Genomic DNA, 17,784 nt, shown 5'->3' with positions numbered 1-17,784 from the left:
ACGCGCACAAATGCCGAAACAATCGGGAAAATAACGGGATTCAGTGAAGGAGGCGGCCCGAGCGGGCCGCCTGGGTTCAGCAGAGGGGTTTGCTGCCATACCAGCGCGGTGTGTACACCCAGTCGCCACCCTCGGCACGGGGGAACACGCAGGTGGTGGACGAGCCGATCAGCACCATGGTGCGCATGTCCACTTGGTCAGGCGTGAGCTCACCGAGTGTGGTGACCCGCAGCGTCTGGCCGGGCCGGCCGATATCACGGCCCAGAACCACCGGAGTTTGCGGCGTACGGTGCTGTGCAACGATTTCCAGAGCACGGCCTAACTGCCACGGCCGAGAACGGGATATCGGGTTATAGAAAGCCAGCGCCAGATCGGCTTCGGCGGCCAGGTCCAGACGCTTCTCGATGATCGACCACGGCTTGAGGTTGTCCGACAGCGACATCACGCAGAAGTCATGCCCCAACGGCGCACCGGCCTGAGCAGCCGTCGCCAGTGAAGCGGAAACCCCGGGCAGAATCTCCAGATCGACGCTGTGCCAGGCCGGGTCACTCGACTCGTGCAACGCTTCGAGCACCGCGGCGGCCATGGCGAACACGCCGGGGTCACCGGACGAGACCACAATCACCGAACGCCCCTGGGCCGCCAGTTCGAAGGCGTGACGAGCACGCTGCATCTCCTCGCGGTTGTCGGTGCAGTGCAGCACTTGATCCGGCCGAAACGGGCCGGCCATGCGTACATAGGTTTCATAGCCGAGCACATCCGTGGCTCTGGCTAATTCAGCCTTCACCGCAGGCACCATCAATTCGGCAGCACCCGGGCCCAGGCCGATCACCGCCAGCCGACCGCGAGGGCGGCCTATCCGCGCGATGTCCAGCGGTTGTTCAGCGATTGCCAACGCCAGGTTCGTGTCGATCGAGATAATTGTCGCGCCGGGAACGGACCCGCGAGCCAACTCACTGGCATCGCTGGCGGTCGACGCAAAACGCAGCGGCACACCCAACTCAAGCGCCGCTTCGCGCAATGCCGGGCTGGCCATCTCCGTGACCGGCGCCAGCATGCACGCCAGCGATTGCCCGGCAACTCGCGCCTGACGCAGCGCCGCGCGAATCGCCTGGGGCAAATCCGCCACACTGGCGCTGACCGCCAGCAAGACACTGCGCGGGTAGATCAACAATTCATTGGCGGCCGGCGTCCGTTCGGCGCTGCCGACATGGATCGACAAATGCGCCTGAGGGTCTTCTGGCAATTGTGCTTGCGCCAACCAGGGCGCAGCGCCTTCGATGCGCACGTGTTCGCCGGCCAGCAAGTCCGAGACGAAGCGCTTGCCCAGCTCCAGATCGCCCAAGGCATAGCCGCTGGGTGGATTGAGCAGGCAGGTGCCGAAACGCAATTCACCGCTGGTAGTGATCGCCGCCGTGACGTCGAGGCCAGCGGCAATCTCCCGTGCCATGACATTCACCCCGCCAAGACCGCCGAGCAGTGGCACCACCGCGCTGCCGTCTTCGGCCACGGCCAGCACCGGCGGCTCGGCACCTTTTTCCAACAGCAATGGCGCCAGGGTGCGGATCACAATCCCGGCGGCGCACAGCGCGATGATCGGCGTGTCTTGTTGATAGAGTTCGCGCAGGGTCGCGCCGAACTCGTGATAAACACGGTCCGCCCCGTCGACCCGTTCGGCCAATCCATGGATCAGTGCGCCCGGGTACACCTGCTGAATCTTGCGCGCGGTCGCGAGGCTGCCATTGCCGAGGATGACAATCGCCGGAGCGGAATGGGCCATCAGCCTTGCCACCTTTCACCGGGAACGATGATCAGCGAGAAATACGGCGAGGACATCGGCTCGACCTGATCCAGCGGGACGATTTTCTGATTGGCCATAGTCGCGCGCTCGACGTACAGCGCACGCTCGGCCAGACCGAGCTCTTCGAGCACCTGACGGACCTTGGGAAAGTTGCGCCCCAGTTTCATGATCACCGCCGCATCAGCATCGGCCAGTCGCCGCTTGAGGTCTTCGTGGGGCAGTACACCCGACAACACCGACAGGCTCTGATTGCGATACACCAGCGGCGCACCGAGTACCGACGCACCGCCGAGCATCGAGCAGACGCCCGGCACCACTTCGGCTTCATAGCGTTCAGCCAGACGATCGTGCAGGTACATGTAGGAGCCGTAGAAGAACGGATCGCCTTCGCAGATCACCGCCACGTCACGGCCCGCATCCAGATGCGCGGCGAGTTGTTCGCCGGCCGCATCGTAGAAATCGCTGATCACTTGTTCGTACGACAACGGCGCCGGCAGCGCTTCGGTGGTCACCGGATACACCAGCGGCAGCAGGGTTTGTGCGTCCTGCAGATGCGCTTCGATGATGCCGAACGCATTGCCCTTCTTGCCCTTGGCGACGAAGTACGCCACCACCGGAGATTCGCGCAACAGGCGCAAGGCTTTGACGGTAATCAGTTCCGGATCACCGGGGCCGACGCCCAGGCCAATCAAACGTCCAGGTTGCTGCATCATTCGATCTCCGTGGCGAGGGCATTGACGGCGGCGGCGGCCATGGCACTACCGCCCAACCGGCCTTGCATGATGACGAAAGGCACGCCACGGCTGTCCGCCGCGAGCATCGCCTTGGATTCGGCGGCGCCGACGAAACCCACCGGGAAGCCGAGGATCAGCGCCGGTTTCGGCGCGCCGGCGTCGAGCATCTCCAGCAGATAAAACAGCGCGGTCGGCGCATTGCCGATCACCACCACGCTGCCCTCCAGGTGCGGACGCCACAGTTCCAGCGCGGCAGCGGAACGGGTGTTGCCCAACTCGCGGGCAAGCTCCGGGACGCTGTCATCGCGCAGGGTGCAGATCACTGGGTTATTGGCCGGCAAACGCGCGCGGGTCACGCCTTCGCTGACCATCCGCGCGTCGCACAGAATCGGTGCACCAGCCGCCAACGCATCGCGCCCGGCCTTGCCGGCGCCTTCGGAAAATTGCAGCCCGTCGATGGCCTCGACCATGCCGCAGGCGTGGATCACCCGCACCGCGAGTTTCTCCAGATCGGCCGGAATGCGCGCCAGGTTGGCCTCGGCGCGAATGATCGCGAAGGAGTTGCGATAGATCTCCTGACCGTCGCGGATGTAATCAAGCATCAAGGGAGCTCCGTGAGCGGGCGTCGAGCAAGGTCGCGACCGCTTCAATAGTAAGATTGCGTGCTTGCAGCGCGCCGAAACCCGGCTGAGCTGCGTCGCGAAAATAGAGGTCGTAGTGACCGGGTGAGACGGCCAGCAACGTCGCTGGCGTGATGTGCGCCGCCGCGCAGGAACGCGTACAGCCAGACAGATGCACATCAAAGACTTGGCCGTGACGTTGCAACAACGTCGCCAGTTGCAGGGCATCGCCTTTGGTGTCGGACAGGCCTTTGCCGCAACCCGCCGAACCGGTGCAGGCGATCAGATGCGCCAAGGCGTCGTCTGCCGAACAGCGCAGGCGCAAATTTTCCAGGCTGTGGATAACTTGAGCAGCATCGAGTTCGTGGATATCGGGCAACAGCAGGCTTTGCCAAGGTGTGAAACGCAGGCTGCCGTCACCTCGTTCACGGGCCAGTTGTGCCGCGCCCCGAAGCATGGCGGGATCGAGTCGGCCCAGAGGCGGCGTCGCCCCGACATAAACACGGCCGGTTTCACGCTGAGGATGAGCGCCTATGTGCAGAACACGAGAGTGCAGAACGTTCGAGTTCGTAACGCGTGACCCGCTCACGATGGACAGTAGCGGCACACGTTCGGCCACTTGAGCGACAAACCCGGCAACCGGGTACTCGGCCAGCAGATGACGCATGCGCGTCTGGTCCGGACGCGCCAGATCGAGGAACAACTCAAGCACCGCGATCACCAGCGCATGGCCATCCTCCAGTCGCACCGCGCCCGACGGAGCCTGAGTCGGGCAACCCGCCAAACCGAAGGCCAACACGCACTCGCCTTCTTGCTCAACGGCGCTCAACCACAGGTCGTGAGGATGTTCGAGCATCGCCAGGCTTTCGCCGCCATCGAGCTGCACGGCAAATTTGGCGCTCAATTGGTGAAAACGCTCATGGCTTTGCAGGCTGGTGAGGATCTGTTCGGCCAACGGGCGCGTATCGAGCAACATCTGCCGGTCGATCCCGGCGCTCGGGCTGAGCATCAGATTGCGTACATCGTCGCCCGCCGAGGTACGCGGGCCCAATCCTGCGGCGAGCAGGCTGTCGATCAAGGCCGTCTGCTCGCTGCCAATCCCGCGAATCTGCAGGTTGGCGCGGTTGGTTGCTTCAATCACGCCCCCGGCAAACCGCTCGGCCGCGCTGGCCACCGCTTCAGCCTGGGCGGCGCTGATTGAGCCGCCGTTCAATTTGATCCGACAAATGCCGCCATCCAGTGCCGGGACAATACGCAGCAACCCCGGGCAGGCCGAGGGGCGTAAGGCGGTGGACATCGGGCGTTCGTTCAAAGGGGCGACCGGCTGTGTGGGAAAGGCGCTTCGCGGGCGAAGGCGCGGTATTATGCCTGCTTTGTCCGACGGCATGAAAAGCCTGCCCGTCGGAACAGTCCGTTTGTGGACTTTTTTTGAGGACGGCAGATGTCACCCTGGCTGACAGTAGTAGGTATCGGTGAAGACGGCTTCAAGGGCCTGGGCAAGAATGCCCGTCGCGCCCTGCTGGGCGCTTCGCGGATCATTGGCGGTCAGCGACAACTGGATTTGCTGCCGGTGTGCATTCGCGGCGAGCGGCAATTATGGCCGAGTCCGTTTTCCCTTGAACCGTTACTGGCACTGCGTGGCGAGCCGGTGTGTGTGCTGGCCAGCGGCGACCCGATGTTCTATGGCGTCGGTGCCAGCCTTTCGCGGCAACTGCCCGGTGCGGAAATGCTGATCCTGCCCGCCCCGTCTTCCGTGTCATTGGCGGCCGCTCGCCTGGGCTGGCCGTTGCAGGACGTAGTGACCCTGTCGGTGGTCGCCCGCCCCGTCGCCGCACTCAACGCCCATGTGTTCAGTGGTGTGCGCTTGCTGGTGTTGAGCAATGACAGCCAGAGTCCGGCAGCCATCGCGGCGTTGCTGCGCGAGCGCGGTTTCGGGCCGAGTCGCCTCACCGTGCTGGAACATCTGGGCGGCGAAGCCGAACGACGTATCGAGGGTGTCGCCAATGACTGGAGCGAGCCGCTGATCGCCGATCTGAACCTGATCGCCATCGAATGCATCGCCGAACCGAACACACCTCGCCTGTCGCGCCTCGCCGGGTTGCCAGACTCTGCTTTCCAGCACGACGGCCAACTGACCAAGCGCGACGTGCGCGCCATCACCCTCGCCCGCCTCGCACCGACACCCGGCGAACTGCTGTGGGATGTCGGCGCCGGCAGCGGTTCGATCGGTATCGAATGGATGCGCGCTCACCCGAGCTGCCGGGCGCTGGCCATCGAAGCCGATGAAGGGCGGCAGTTGTTGATCGAACACAACCGCGACGCCTTGGGCGTCCCCGGTCTGCAACTGATTCGCGGCAGCGCGCCGCAAGCCCTGACCGGACTCGAACGCCCGGACACAATTTTCATCGGTGGCGGTGTCACCCGCGAAGGCGTGCTCGACACTTGCTGGGCGCAACTCAAACCCGGCGGTCGGCTGATCGCCAACGCCGTCACCCTGCAAAGCGAAGTGACCCTGATGGCCTGGCGCGAACGGCATGGCGGTGAACTGACCCGCATTCACGTCGCTCAGGCGCAACCGTTGGGCGAGTTCGACACCTGGCGTCAGGCGCTGCCGATTACCCTGCTGGACGTGACGAAACCCCTCGATGCGTGACGAAACCGCCGAACAACCCGCCCCGCTGCGCAGCGGCCTGACCACCGGCAGCTGCGCCACCGCCACCAGCCTCGCGGCGGCACGCCTGCTGCTCAGCGGCGTGGAGGCGGACGCCGTCGAGATCATTCTGCCCAAAGGCAAACGGGTGCAGATGCGCCTGGAATTCTGTCGATTAATGAACGACGGCGCCGAAGCCGGAACGATCAAGGACGCCGGCGATGACCCGGACGTGACCCACGGTGCCCTGCTCTTTTCCCAGGTGCGCCTGCACAGCGAGCCAGGCATTCGCTTCAGCGCCGGCCGTGGCGTGGGCACCGTCACCCGGCCCGGGCTGGTGCTGAACGTCGGCGAACCGGCAATCAACCCGGTGCCGCGCAAAATGATCAGCGAGCACCTGACGCTGCTGGCCGAGGAGCTGGATTACCCGGGCGGCTTCGAGGTCACGGTAAACGTCGAGGACGGCGAAGCCCTGGCGCTGAAAACCATGAACCCGCGGCTGGGGATTCTCGGCGGCTTGTCGATCCTTGGCACCAGCGGCATCGTCCGGCCATTCTCCTGCGCGGCCTACATCGCCTCGATCCACCAGGGCATCGACGTCGCCAAAACCAACGGTTACCTGCACATTGCCGCGTGCACCGGCAACGCCAGCGAAGACACCATGCGCCGAGTCTATGACTTGCCGGAAATCGCCCTGATCGAAATGGGCGACTTCGTCGGCGCGGTGCTCAAGCATTTGCGCAAAGTGCCTGTGGCTAAACTCAGCCTGTGCGGCGGCTTCGGCAAAATCAGCAAACTGGCGGCCGGGCACATGGATTTGCACAGTCGGCATTCAAGCATCGACCTGCCGCAACTGGCCGAATGGGCTGCGACAGTCGGTGCCGATGCGGCGTTGCAACAGGCGATCTGCGAAGCCAATACCAGTCAGCAGGCGTTGGCGATGGCCAGCGCTGCCGGGATCGCGCTCGGCGATGCGGTGTGTCAGCACGCTCTGGACTTTGCCCGCAGCGTGGTGCCGGCGCAGGTTCAGGTGGAAGTATTCGCCATCGATCGCCAAGGCGGGATTGTCGGTCATGCAGGAGTTTTTCGATGAAGCGCGTGTTGTTGCTCGGCGGCGTCACTGAGGCCCTGGCCATCGCCCGGACTCTGGGCCCGGAACACATCTATAGCCTGGCCGGTGTCGGTCGCGTGCCGACGGATCTGAACTGCCAGATTCGGGTTGGCGGTTATGGCGGCGCTGAAGGTCTGGCGCAATTCATCCGGGATGAAGACATTGATCTACTGCTGGATGCGACCCATCCCTACGCAGCGCAAATCAGTCAGAACGCCGCCACCGCCGCGAAGTTGAGCGGCATTGCGTGCTGGGCTTTGCGGCGCCCGGCCTGGCAACCACACGCTGGGGATGACTGGCGCGAAGTCAGCGACTGGGCCGAGCTGATCGAAGCACTGAAACCCTTCCGCCGACCGCTGTTCACCCTCGGCCGCGAACCGCTGCAGCATCTGCACGAAATCCCGCCGGAGCAATTCTGGACGTTGCGTGCGCTGGACGTTTATCCCGGGAATGAGCGCTGCGAAGTGATCGGCGCGCGTGGGCCGTTTCTGATCGAGGATGAACGCGAGCTGTTCGAGCGTCGGCAGATCGATGTGCTGATCAGCAAGAACAGCGGCAGCACCGCCACCGAGCCGAAACTGGAAGTGGCGCGGGAACGTGGAGTGCCGGTGCTGGTGTTGAAGCGGCCGGTGTTGCCGGGAGTTGAGCGGGAGTTTTGTTCGGTCGTACAGGTATTGGAAGCGCTGAGGTAATTAACTTTTACTGGCCTCAAAAGATCGCAGCCTTCGGCAGCTCCTACAGAAGTACGCATTCCAACTGTAGGAGCTGCCGAAGGCTGCGATCTTGGCGATAGCGAACACACTGGAAGGATCTCGGTGACGAACTAATTCCTACAAGTTGAGCAGACCGAACTCACGTCACCCTCAAAAGTGGCTGACTGGTTTAGCCCGAATTCCAAGCCTATATTCCTGAGCATCCGCTAACGCTTCGCTCAGAGGCCCTGATGTCTGAAAAATTCACACGCTTCGATATCACTGAGTTTCTCCTGGCACCTGCCGACATGTGGAACTTCATCAAGGCCTGCGAAGAGGAAGACCCGGGCGATGGGAGTTTCAATCGTGTGGCGCTCAGAGATGTCAAACACACAATCCGGGCAAGAATCCAAATCGACCCTCAATTCGCCCAGGCATTAAGAATCGAAGTCGCTACACTCTTTCAAAACGGCGAGGCTGAGCTTGCACGTCGGCTGCTCGACATGCTGACTGACGCACTGCGACACCACACCGCACGCGGCCTTTTTACTTATCGCCCCTGATCAGGCTAAATAGCCGCGCCTGATTGCTCACTCAACCGGATCTGCCCTCATGTCCCGACAACGGCTCGCATTTGCCTGGATCGCCTGCTTTGCAGTGCTGTTCAACATGCTCGCCATGCCGATGTCCGGAGCGATGGCGCAGACGGCGAAATCGCCTGCAGAGCAATTGTTGTGGGGCAGTTTCTGCTCTTCCAACGGCACCAAGCTGGTGGCGATTTCCCTGGGCGACATCGAGCAGAAAGCTCCGCAGAGCGACGATCATTCCAACATGCAGCATTGCTGGTGCTGCTCGGGTTCCGCGCCATTGGTGGCGTTGCCGGGGCATGCGCAGCAGTTGTATTTCGCGCGTTTTGAGGCCAATCGAAGCCTGCCGCCTGCCACGCTCGACACCCCTACACGCCAGCAATGGCCGAGTCTCAACCCCCGCGCATCCCCTCTGGTGTGATTCCTTCTCGCAATTGACCTGCGTTTTGAATCGTTCTGGAGAACTGCCATGTTGAACAAACTCATCGTTCTGGCTGTGTTGCTGCTGCCTGCCTGTTTTGCCAATGCTCACGAATACAAGGCTGGCGAGCTTGAGATCGCCCATCCGTGGTCGCAAGAGTTGCCGCCTAACGCGCCTACCGTTGCCGCGTATTTTGTGATTCACAACAACGGCAAAACCACCGACCGACTGCTCAGCGTCGACTCACCGATCGCAGGCGTTGCCCAGCTGCACGAGCACGTGATGCAAAACGATCTGATGAAAATGCAGCAAGTGCCCAGCGTCGAGATTCCGGCTGGCGGCGAAGTTACTTTCGCACCAATGGCGTATCACGTGATGCTGCTGGAATTGAAAGACCGCAGCCTGTTGAGCGACGGCAAACGCTTCCCGCTGACGATGCACTTCGAGAAATCCGGCGATGTAACGGTCGAGGTCGCGGTGCAGAAAAAAGCGCCTGAAGGCATGCAAGAGCACATGCACGCCCAGTAATCGTCCAAGCTGAATACGCCCATGCGTGCGCTTAGCGTCAGGTCATCCGTGCCCCGCAGTCAGTCAATGAGCCTGACCCGCGGCAGCTGGATCAGCCTGTTCGCCATGCTGATGATCTTTATCGGTCCGCTGATTTCTCAGTCGATGCCGATGGATCAACGCGCCTCAATGTCCATGAGCATGCCCATGGACATGCAGGCCATGGAGCATGGCGCGCAACCCGCCGCCGAGCACTGTCCGCCCAAAGCCGACCATCACGCACTCTGGGAAAAATGCGGCTATTGCAGCCTGCTGTTCAATTGCCCGGCGCTCACTGGCGGTCAGTCCTTCGTCGCCTTCGACAGTCCACAGACAACCACTTTCAGCACTCCCGCTACCCGCCTGGGCCACGCCCGGCAAACCTTCTTCCCCGGTGCCCGCACCCGCGCCCCGCCCATCGTCGCGTAAACACCCACTTCCAATTTCACACGGTTTAGAAGACAGCCGCAGGCTGCCGGCCGTGTCGTTTACGACTGTTCGATGGAAATTGTCATGTCCAGGTTTTCTGCTGACACACGTTTGGGCGCTGCCCAGGCTTCTTTTGCCCTGAACGAATCTCGCGTTCGTTTCAGGCACGCCACCGCCGTTCTTTGCGGCTTGTTGCTGACTCCGCTGGCGCTGGCCGATGAACACGCCGATCACACCGAAGAACTGACCCCGACGGTGATCACCGCCATCGCGCCGAGTTCGCCACTGACCATCGTCACCAACCCCAAGGACCCGCGCCAACCGGTGCCGGCCAGTGACGGTGGCGACTATCTGAAGACCATCCCCGGCTTCGCGCTGGTGCGCAACGGCGGCACCAACGGTGATCCGGTGCTGCGCGGCATGTTCGGCTCGCGACTGAATATCCTCACCAACGGCAGCATGATGCTCGGCGCCTGCCCCGGCCGCATGGACGCGCCGACCTCGTACATTTCACCGGAAACCTACGACAAGCTCACCGTTATCAAAGGCCCGCAAACCGTGCTTTGGGGCCCCGGCGCATCGGCCGGCACCGTCCTGTTCGACCGTGAGCCGGAAAGCTTCGGCGAACTCGGCACCCGGGTGAACGCCAGCGTGCTGGCCGGTTCCAACGGCCGCTTCGACAAAGTGGTGGACGCCGCTGCCGGTGGGCCGCTGGGTTACGTGCGAGTGATCGGCAACACCGCGCACTCCGACGACTACAAGGATGGCAACAACGACACCGTGCCCTCGCGCTATGACAAGTGGAACGGTGACGTCGCTGTCGGCTGGACGCCGAGCGCCGACACGCTGCTGGAACTGACCGCCGGCAAGGGCGATGGCGAAGCCCGTTACGCCGGGCGCGGCATGGACGGTTCGCAGTTCTTGCGCGAAAGCCTGGGCCTGCGTTTCGAGCAATCAAACATCGGTGAGGTGCTGGATAAGGTCGAGGCGCAGGTCTACTACAACTACGCCGACCACGTGATGGACAACTACACCCTGCGCACGCCGTCGGGCACCGGGATGATGGCCGGCCCCATGGCCTCCAACGTCGACCGCCGAACCCTCGGCGCGCGGATCAAAGCCACCTGGCGCTGGGCTGATGTGCAACTGATCAGTGGCCTGGATGCACAGACCAACGAACACCGCCAACGCAGCGCGATGGGCGTCGACGCCTACAAGGATGTGCCGCGCAACAAGGACACCGACTTCCACAACTACGGCGTGTTCAGCGAACTGACCTGGTACGCTGCCGACCGTGATCGGTTGATCACCGGGGCACGCCTGGATCGCGCGTCGGCCAAGGATTATCGGCAGACCCTCGGCTCCGGGATGATGGCCCGTCCGAACCCGACGGCCGACGACACCCGCGCCGACACACTGCCGAGCGGTTTCGTGCGTTACGAGCATGACCTGGCCGACAGCCCAACCACGCTGTATGCGGGCCTCGGTCACTCCCAGCGTTTCCCGGATTACTGGGAGCTGTTTTCGCCCAAGTCCGGTCCCGCCGGTTCGGTGAATGCCTTCGACTCGATCAAACCGGAGAAAACCACCCAGCTCGACTTCGGCCTGCAATACAAGACCGAAGACCTCGAAGCCTGGGCCTCGGGTTACGTCGGACAGGTGCGTGACTACATCCTGTTCAACTACACGCCGGGGATGATGGGCATGACCTCGCAAGCCGAGAACATCGACGCGCGAATCATGGGCGGCGAACTCGGCGCGGCCTACAAGCTGACGGCCAACTGGAAAGCCGACGCGACCCTGGCCTACGCCTGGGGCAAGAACAGCAGCGATGGCAGTGCCCTGCCGCAGATGCCACCGCTGGATGCACGTTTCGGCCTGACCTACAGCGAAGACAACTGGAGCGCTGGCGCCTTGTGGCGGGTGGTTGCGGCGCAAAACCGCATCGACCAGAACAAGGGCAACGTGGTCGGCAAAGACTTCGACACGAGCTCGGGTTTTGGCGTGTTCTCGCTCAACGGTGCGTACCGGATCAACAAGAACTGGAAGGTCAGCAGCGGCGTCGACAACCTCTTTGGCAAGGCCTACGCCGAACACTTGAACCTGGCGGGCAACGCCGGTTTCGGCTTCCCGGCCAATGATCCGCAAGCCATCAACGAACCGGGGCGCACGCTCTGGACCAAGGTCGATATGAGTTTCTAAAAGCATCGCGGGCAAGCCCGCTCCCACATGGGCGACGTTGAACCTGTGGGAGCGGGCTTGCCCGCGATCGGTTGCGCAGCAACCGCACTAAACAATAAAGAACTACGCCTAGCGGAGCACACGAATGAAACAGCCCAAACCGAATTTCTACAACCTGGCCTGGCGCTGGCATTTCTATGCCGGCCTGTTCGTCGCGCCATTCATGGTGATGTTGGCCCTGACCGGCATCATCTACCTGTTCAAGCCGCAACTCGATCCGTTGATGTACGGCAGCCTGCTGAACGTCCCGGCCGCTCATCACAAAGTCTCCGCCGACGACCTGCTCAAACGGGTGAAAGAGGCGTATCCACAAGGCCGGATCAAACAGTACCTGCCGCCGGTCAACGCTGAACGCAGTGCGCAATTTGTGGTGATCAACGAAGGTCATGAACTGAACGTGTTCATCGATCCGTACCACGGCGACATCCTTGGCGAGCAAGACGCGAAGAAGAATCTGCAAGCAGTCGCGCGCTCGATTCACGGCGAGTTGATGATCGGCACCGTCGGTGATCGGCTGGTGGAACTGGCCGCCGGTTGGGGCGTCGTGCTGGTGGTCTCCGGGGTATTTTTGTGGTGGCCGCGCGGCCAGTCCGCCGGGATTCTCTGGCCACGCTTGAACAGTCGCGGCCGAGTGCTCTGGCGTGACCTGCACGCGGTGACCGGGTTCTGGGGCGCGGCATTGCTGCTAGTGATGCTGCTCAGCGGCATGACCTGGACCGGGTTCTGGGGCAAGCAATACGCCGACCTCTGGAACCGCTTCCCGGTAGCCATGTGGAATGACGTGCCGAAGTCCGACGTCGAGGCCCGCAGCCTCAACAGCGTCACACGCCAGACCGTGCCCTGGGCCATGGAAAACACGCCGATGCCGATGTCCGGCGACCACGCCGAACACATGGCCCACACCAGCACGCAAGCGGGTCCGGCAGCGCCAACCATCAGCCTGCAAGACGTGCAAAACATCGCCGTGCAACGCAAGGTTGAGCCCGGTTACAGCATCACCTTCCCCACCACGGCCTCCGGCGTATTCACCATCGCGCTATTCGCCGACGACCCACGCAACGACGCCACCCTGCATGTCGACCAGTACACCGGCAACGTCCTCGCTGACGTGCGCTGGCAGCATTACAGCAACGTCGCCCGCGCCACCGAAGTCGGCGTGATGCTGCACGAAGGCAAGATGTTCGGCCCGTTCAATCAGATCATCGTGCTGCTGATCTGCCTGATGATTTTGCTCAGCGCCGTCAGCGGTGTGGTGATCTGGTGGAAGCGCCGTCCACAGGGCAAATTTGGTGTACCGCCGTTGCGTCACGACCTGCCGAAATGGAAAGCCGCGATGGTCATCATGCTTGGGCTGGCGGTGATGTTTCCGTTGGTGGGGGCTTCGCTGGTGGTCGTGTGGGTACTGGATCGGGTGCTGCTGTCGCGCTTGAGCCGGCAAACTGAATCCACTTCAGCTTCATCATGAAGCAGGTGAGATGCGTGTTTTAGAGAGGCCTGTAGACTTCCCGCGCTTATCTCATGGTCTTTTTTAGTGTTACTGTATAACCCAAACATGCCATTCTGATTAAAATTCCCCATCGCGGGCAAGCCCGCTCCCACAGGATTTGCGCGATCCCTGTGGGAGCGGGCTTGCCCGCGATGGCGTCATCAGCATCACCCAATATCTCAGAGCAAATGCATGACCTCGCTGAACCTCACGAACCTCGCCTGGACACCTCTGGGCCACGGCCATTGCCATCACCAGTTCCAGCTGCGTGATGCATCACTGCACGTGGCCGCCGGTGAGTTCGTCGGGTTGATCGGCCCCAACGGCAGCGGCAAAACCAGCCTGTTACGTTGCGCCTATCGTTTCAGCAAACCGGAAAGCGGTGAGGTCAAACTCGATCACCACAACGTCTGGAAGCAATCCTCACGCTGGTGCGCGCAACGCATCGCCGTGGTGTTGCAGGAATTCCCCGACGCCTTCGGCCTGACCGTCGAAGAAGTGGTCGCCATGGGCCGCACGCCGCACAAAGGGTTGTTTGATGGCGACACCCTTGAAGACCGAAAACTCGCGACCCACGCCCTCGAATCGGTCGGCCTCAAAGGCTTCGAAGACCACGCCTTTGCCACCCTTTCCGGCGGTGAAAAACAGCGTGTGATCCTCGCCCGCGCCCTGGCCCAGCAGCCGCAATTGCTGATCCTCGACGAGCCGACCAATCACCTCGACCCGCGCTATCAGCTGGAGCTGTTGCAACTGGTCAAGCGTCTGCAGATCGGCACGCTGGCAAGCATTCACGACCTCAATCTGGCGGCGGCCTTCTGCGATCGGCTGTACGTGATCAATCACGGGCGCATCGTGGCCAGCGGCACACCCAAAGAAGTCCTGACCACACAACTTTTGCACAACGTGTTCGGCGTCAACGCCTTGATCGATGACCATCCCTTGCACGGCTACCCACGAATCACCTGGATAACCCAACCATGACTTTGCGTTCCCTGCTTTGCCTCGCGCTGTTGCTGGGCAGTGCCCAAGCATTGGCCGAGGCCACCCACTACCCGCTGACAGTCCAGAGCTGCAACCGCGAAGTCACCTTCAAGGCAGCGCCGAAACATGCGGTCAGCCATGACATCAACATGACCCAGATGATGCTCGCCCTCGGCCTCAAACCAAGGATGGCGGGATATAGCGGCGTGACGGGCTGGAAGTCGGTGACGCCCGAGATGCAGACCATCCTCGACGGCTTGCCGGAGCTGGCGGCCAAGTACCCGTCGGTGGAAACCCTGCTCAACGCCAACGTCGATTTCTTCTTCGCGGGTTGGGATTACGGCATGCGCGTCGGCGGTGATCTCACGCCGCAAACCCTGCAACCGCTGGGCATCAACGTCTACGAACTCACCGAGTCCTGCGCCTTCGTCATGAAGCGCCCGCCCGCGAGCCTGGAAGACACCTACAACGACCTGCGCAACCTCGGGAAAATCTTCGACGTGCAGGATCGCGCCAACGCCGTGATCGCCGAGATGCAGGCGCAAGTCGCCGAGGTGCGCAAGGATCTGCCGACGGACAAACCTCGGGTATTTCTCTACGACAGCGGTGAGGACCGGGCCATGACTTCCGGGCGCCTCGGCATGCCTCAAGCGCTGATCGACGCTGCCGGTGGGCGCAACATCCTCGACGATGTCGAGGCGAGCTGGACCCGGGTGAATTGGGAGAACGTGGTCGAGCGTAATCCGCAGGTGATTGTGATCGTTGATTACGGCGAAGTCACCGCCGCGCAGAAGGAACAATTCCTGCTCAACAACCAGGCCCTGCAATCGGTGGACGCGATCAAGAACCAGCGCTTCATCGTCATTCCGTACGTGCAGGCCACGCCCGGGATCGACAACGTGCTGGCGGTCGAAACCCTGGCCAAGGGTTTCCACGGCGAATGATTGATCGTCGCTATGCCTTGTTACTGATCGCCCTCGGCGCGCTGTTGTTGGTGTCGTGCGTGGTGTCGTTGGGCTTCGGCCCGGCGCGGGTGCCGGTGGAGGTGGTGTGGCGAATATTGCTGCACAAGATTTTGGGGTTCGGTGCTGCGGACTGGACTGCCGGCCAGGAACACATCGTCTGGCTGATCCGCGTGCCGCGCATGTTGCTCGGCGCGCTGGTGGGCGCCGGTCTGGCGTTGATCGGCGCGGTGCTGCAAGCGGTGACGCGCAATCCGTTGGCCGATCCGCACCTGCTCGGTGTGACCTCCGGCGCGACCCTCGGCGCGGTGATCGTGGTGCTGCATGTCGGTGAGATTGTCGGGTTGCTGACCTTGCCGATTGCGGCATTTATCGGCGCGTTGTTGAGCATGTTGATTGTGCTGATGATCGCCAATCGCAATGGGCGGCTAGACAGTGATCGGCTGCTGTTGTGCGGCGTGGCGGTATCGTTCGTGATGATGGCGATCGCCAATTTGCTGTTGTTTCTCGGTGATCACCGCGCCAGTTCCGCAGTGATGTTCTGGATGCTCGGCGGGCTCGGATTGGCGCGCTGGGAATTGCTCGCGGTGCCGGCCGCCAGTGTGTTGCTCGGGTTGGTGTTGTTGCTGGGGATGGCTCGGCCGTTGAATGCGTTGATGGCGGGTGAGCAGACGGCGGTGACCCTCGGCCTGAATGCTCGCACCGTGCGGTTGCGGGTGTTTTTGATTGCGTCGTTGATGACTGGAGTGTTGGTGTCGATCAGTGGGTCCATCGGGTTTGTCGGGCTGATGGTGCCGCACATTGCGCGGCGGTTGGTTGGGGCTGAACACCGGCGACTGCTGCCGGTGTGCGTCCTGCTCGGCAGCTTGTTCCTCGTCTGGGTGGATGTGGCCGCACGCACACTGATCGCCCCGGAAGACTTGCCCATCGGCGTCGCCACTGCGGCGATTGGCGGATTGTTCTTCATCGGCCTGATGCGCCGCCGCTGACCTCTTTTCTCCAGATGCACACAGGCCCCTGTAGGACTGTGGACTGTAGGAGCTGTCGAGTGAAACGAGGCTGCGATCTTTTGATCTTGATTTTTTAAGATCAAAAGATCGCAGCCTCGTTTTACTCGACAGCTCCTACGGTAATCCGCGTCAGACGGAATTCCGTGTCAGACGAGAATTCCGTGTCAGACGAGAATTCGGTGGCAGACGAGCATTCGGTGGCAGACGAGCATTCGGTGGCAGACGAGCATTCGGTGGCAGACGCGGGATTGATCGTTCCCACGCTCCCGCGTGGGAACGCCGCCAGGGACGCTCCGCATTCCGCTTTTGAATGTTTAACGGATGTGTCAAAACACGGAAGTTTCCCACGGGTTTTTCAGGTTGTTCGTCGGACGCGGGCTCTCTAGTCTGTGGCTGTCACTGCACATCAGTGATCGGGCGTGAGAACCCGGTAAAAAATAGCCATGCAGTCTTCGTATCAGCATAATTGCCGCCAGCTTCATCGCTGTCTGCAAAAGCGTTATGGCGGCTGTGTGTGGGCAGACTTCGGTCTGGCCGGGTTTTTCTATTTTTTTACCGGTTTCTCACCCCGCACATAGCTGCCACCCCTTCTTCGCCGCGTGAGAAACGGCAGGTGGTTGCTCTCATTTAAAAAAAATTGGAAATACTATGAACAAGAAACTCGTACCCGACCCACCCGTCGACACCAGCACTCCCGATCCCGAAACCTCTCGCCACGACGACCTGCTCAAAGACCGCGAAGCCATAAAACGCGCCCTCGACTACTACCTCGATCCCGCGGCGCAATACACCGAAAAACCCCGCCGCCCCAGCACCATGTTCATCGTCGCCCCGAATATGGATACCGAAAGCCTCCTGGCCCACGCCTACGAATCGTTGGCCACAGCAAGTGTCCTGGCCAGCGATTTCGCCAACGATCTGATCGGCCCGCAGCGCTACTCGGCGCTGGCGATTCAACAAAGCATCATGCTGGCGGAGCTGGCGGTGAACCGGGCGCTGGATAACGTCGACCCGGCGTAGCTCCCAGATACACCGCAATACTGTGGGAGCGGGCTTGCCCGCGATGACGGCAGCACATCCAACATCACTGTGACTGACACACCGCCATCGCGGGCAAGCCCGCTCCCACAGGATTTGTGTCGTACACAGATTTTGTATATGACCGCTTCTCTTGTGGGAGCTGGCTTGCCTGCGATGGCGGTGGCACATTCAACATCACCGTGACTGACCCACCGCTTTCGCGAGCAAGCCCGCTCCCACAGGATTTGTGTCGTACACAAATTTTGTATATGCCCGCTCCCCTTGTGGGAGCTGGCTTGCCTGCGATGGCGGCGGCACATTCAACATCACCGTGACTGACCCACCGCTTTCGCGAGCAAGCCCGCTCCCACATTTGATCCGCGGTGTCTGCACTGCCTGCGCCCCAATGTGGCGCACCTCTTCGCACCAGTGCGCCCAACGCGGTCTTTCATGGTGCGCCGCCAAACCCGCGCAACCGCTCTAATACGACATT

At 61.9% G+C, this 17,784-nt stretch carries 17 protein-coding genes; 13 read left to right on the top strand and 4 right to left on the bottom strand.

What is annotated here, in order from left to right:
* Nucleotides 1–76: 76 nt before the first annotated feature.
* From cobJ to cobG, 4 genes are read right to left on the bottom strand one after another with little or no spacing between them, the layout of a single operon-like run.
* A complete protein-coding gene (cobJ, locus tag TU81_RS17780) occupies nt 77–1,780 on the bottom strand; it encodes a precorrin-3B C(17)-methyltransferase (RefSeq protein ID WP_048396178.1) in 1,704 nt (567 codons plus the stop codon).
* The gene (locus tag TU81_RS17775; protein WP_030128260.1) at nt 1,780–2,511 is read right to left on the bottom strand and encodes a precorrin-2 C(20)-methyltransferase; all 732 of its coding nucleotides are present in this window, start codon (nt 2,509–2,511) and stop codon (nt 1,780–1,782) included. The genes cobJ and TU81_RS17775 overlap by 1 nt, the downstream gene beginning before the upstream one ends.
* Nucleotides 2,511–3,137 carry a precorrin-8X methylmutase gene (locus TU81_RS17770; protein ID WP_007937188.1) on the bottom strand — a complete coding sequence of 209 codons (627 nt, stop codon included), beginning with the start codon at nt 3,135–3,137 and terminating at the stop codon, nt 2,511–2,513. Before TU81_RS17770 ends, TU81_RS17775 begins: the two co-directional genes overlap by 1 nt.
* The gene (gene cobG, locus TU81_RS17765; protein ID WP_048396177.1) at nt 3,130–4,452 is read right to left on the bottom strand and encodes a precorrin-3B synthase; all 1,323 of its coding nucleotides are present in this window, start codon (nt 4,450–4,452) and stop codon (nt 3,130–3,132) included. Before cobG ends, TU81_RS17770 begins: the two co-directional genes overlap by 8 nt.
* A 144-nt stretch (nt 4,453–4,596) precedes the next feature.
* Between cobG and TU81_RS17760 the strand changes: the two genes are divergently transcribed.
* The 13 genes from TU81_RS17760 (at nt 4,597) to TU81_RS17700 (ending at nt 17,291) form a co-directional block, all read left to right on the top strand.
* Nucleotides 4,597–5,808, top strand: coding sequence for a bifunctional cobalt-precorrin-7 (C(5))-methyltransferase/cobalt-precorrin-6B (C(15))-methyltransferase (locus TU81_RS17760; RefSeq protein WP_048396176.1), 1,212 nt, complete (start codon nt 4,597–4,599; stop codon nt 5,806–5,808).
* A complete protein-coding gene (locus TU81_RS17755) occupies nt 5,801–6,898 on the top strand; it encodes a cobalt-precorrin-5B (C(1))-methyltransferase (RefSeq protein ID WP_048396175.1) in 1,098 nt (365 codons plus the stop codon). The genes TU81_RS17760 and TU81_RS17755 overlap by 8 nt, the downstream gene beginning before the upstream one ends.
* Nucleotides 6,895–7,608 (top strand): cobalt-precorrin-6A reductase, encoded by a 714-nt coding sequence (locus TU81_RS17750; RefSeq protein ID WP_048396174.1) that lies wholly within the window; start codon nt 6,895–6,897, stop codon nt 7,606–7,608. The genes TU81_RS17755 and TU81_RS17750 overlap by 4 nt, the downstream gene beginning before the upstream one ends.
* Nucleotides 7,609–7,859: 251 nt before the next feature.
* Nucleotides 7,860–8,171 (top strand): hypothetical protein, encoded by a 312-nt coding sequence (locus TU81_RS17745; RefSeq protein ID WP_038978767.1) that lies wholly within the window; start codon nt 7,860–7,862, stop codon nt 8,169–8,171.
* 49 nt (nt 8,172–8,220) lie between these two features.
* Nucleotides 8,221–8,616, top strand: coding sequence for a DUF2946 domain-containing protein (locus tag TU81_RS17740; protein ID WP_038978766.1), 396 nt, complete (start codon nt 8,221–8,223; stop codon nt 8,614–8,616).
* Nucleotides 8,617–8,664: 48 nt separating this feature from the next.
* Nucleotides 8,665–9,144 (top strand): copper chaperone PCu(A)C, encoded by a 480-nt coding sequence (locus TU81_RS17735; protein ID WP_038978765.1) that lies wholly within the window; start codon nt 8,665–8,667, stop codon nt 9,142–9,144.
* Nucleotides 9,145–9,165: 21 nt separating this feature from the next.
* Nucleotides 9,166–9,591: a DUF2946 domain-containing protein gene (locus TU81_RS17730; RefSeq protein ID WP_038978764.1), complete on the top strand. Its 426-nt coding sequence runs from the start codon at nt 9,166–9,168 to the stop codon at nt 9,589–9,591.
* A gap of 84 nt (nt 9,592–9,675) precedes the next feature.
* Nucleotides 9,676–11,793 carry a TonB-dependent copper receptor gene (locus TU81_RS17725; protein WP_048396173.1) on the top strand — a complete coding sequence of 706 codons (2,118 nt, stop codon included), beginning with the start codon at nt 9,676–9,678 and terminating at the stop codon, nt 11,791–11,793.
* A gap of 124 nt (nt 11,794–11,917) precedes the next feature.
* On the top strand, nt 11,918–13,297 hold the full coding sequence (locus tag TU81_RS17720; RefSeq protein WP_048396172.1) for a PepSY-associated TM helix domain-containing protein: 1,380 nt from the start codon (nt 11,918–11,920) through the stop codon (nt 13,295–13,297).
* A gap of 213 nt (nt 13,298–13,510) precedes the next feature.
* Nucleotides 13,511–14,299 carry an ABC transporter ATP-binding protein gene (locus TU81_RS17715; protein WP_048396171.1) on the top strand — a complete coding sequence of 263 codons (789 nt, stop codon included), beginning with the start codon at nt 13,511–13,513 and terminating at the stop codon, nt 14,297–14,299.
* A complete protein-coding gene (locus tag TU81_RS17710) occupies nt 14,296–15,243 on the top strand; it encodes an ABC transporter substrate-binding protein (RefSeq protein ID WP_048396170.1) in 948 nt (315 codons plus the stop codon). Before TU81_RS17715 ends, TU81_RS17710 begins: the two co-directional genes overlap by 4 nt.
* A complete protein-coding gene (locus tag TU81_RS17705; RefSeq protein ID WP_048396169.1) occupies nt 15,240–16,250 on the top strand; it encodes a FecCD family ABC transporter permease in 1,011 nt (336 codons plus the stop codon). The genes TU81_RS17710 and TU81_RS17705 overlap by 4 nt, the downstream gene beginning before the upstream one ends.
* Nucleotides 16,251–16,919: 669 nt before the next feature.
* Nucleotides 16,920–17,291, top strand: coding sequence for a DUF6124 family protein (locus tag TU81_RS17700; RefSeq protein WP_048396168.1), 372 nt, complete (start codon nt 16,920–16,922; stop codon nt 17,289–17,291).
* The last annotated feature ends 493 nt before the right edge of the window (nt 17,292–17,784 follow it).

The organism is Pseudomonas lini (assembly GCF_001042905.1).
GTDB lineage: Bacteria > Pseudomonadota > Gammaproteobacteria > Pseudomonadales > Pseudomonadaceae > Aquipseudomonas > Aquipseudomonas lini.
Note: the sequence above shows the minus strand (reverse complement) of the source record. Positions and strands in the feature narration are given on the sequence as shown.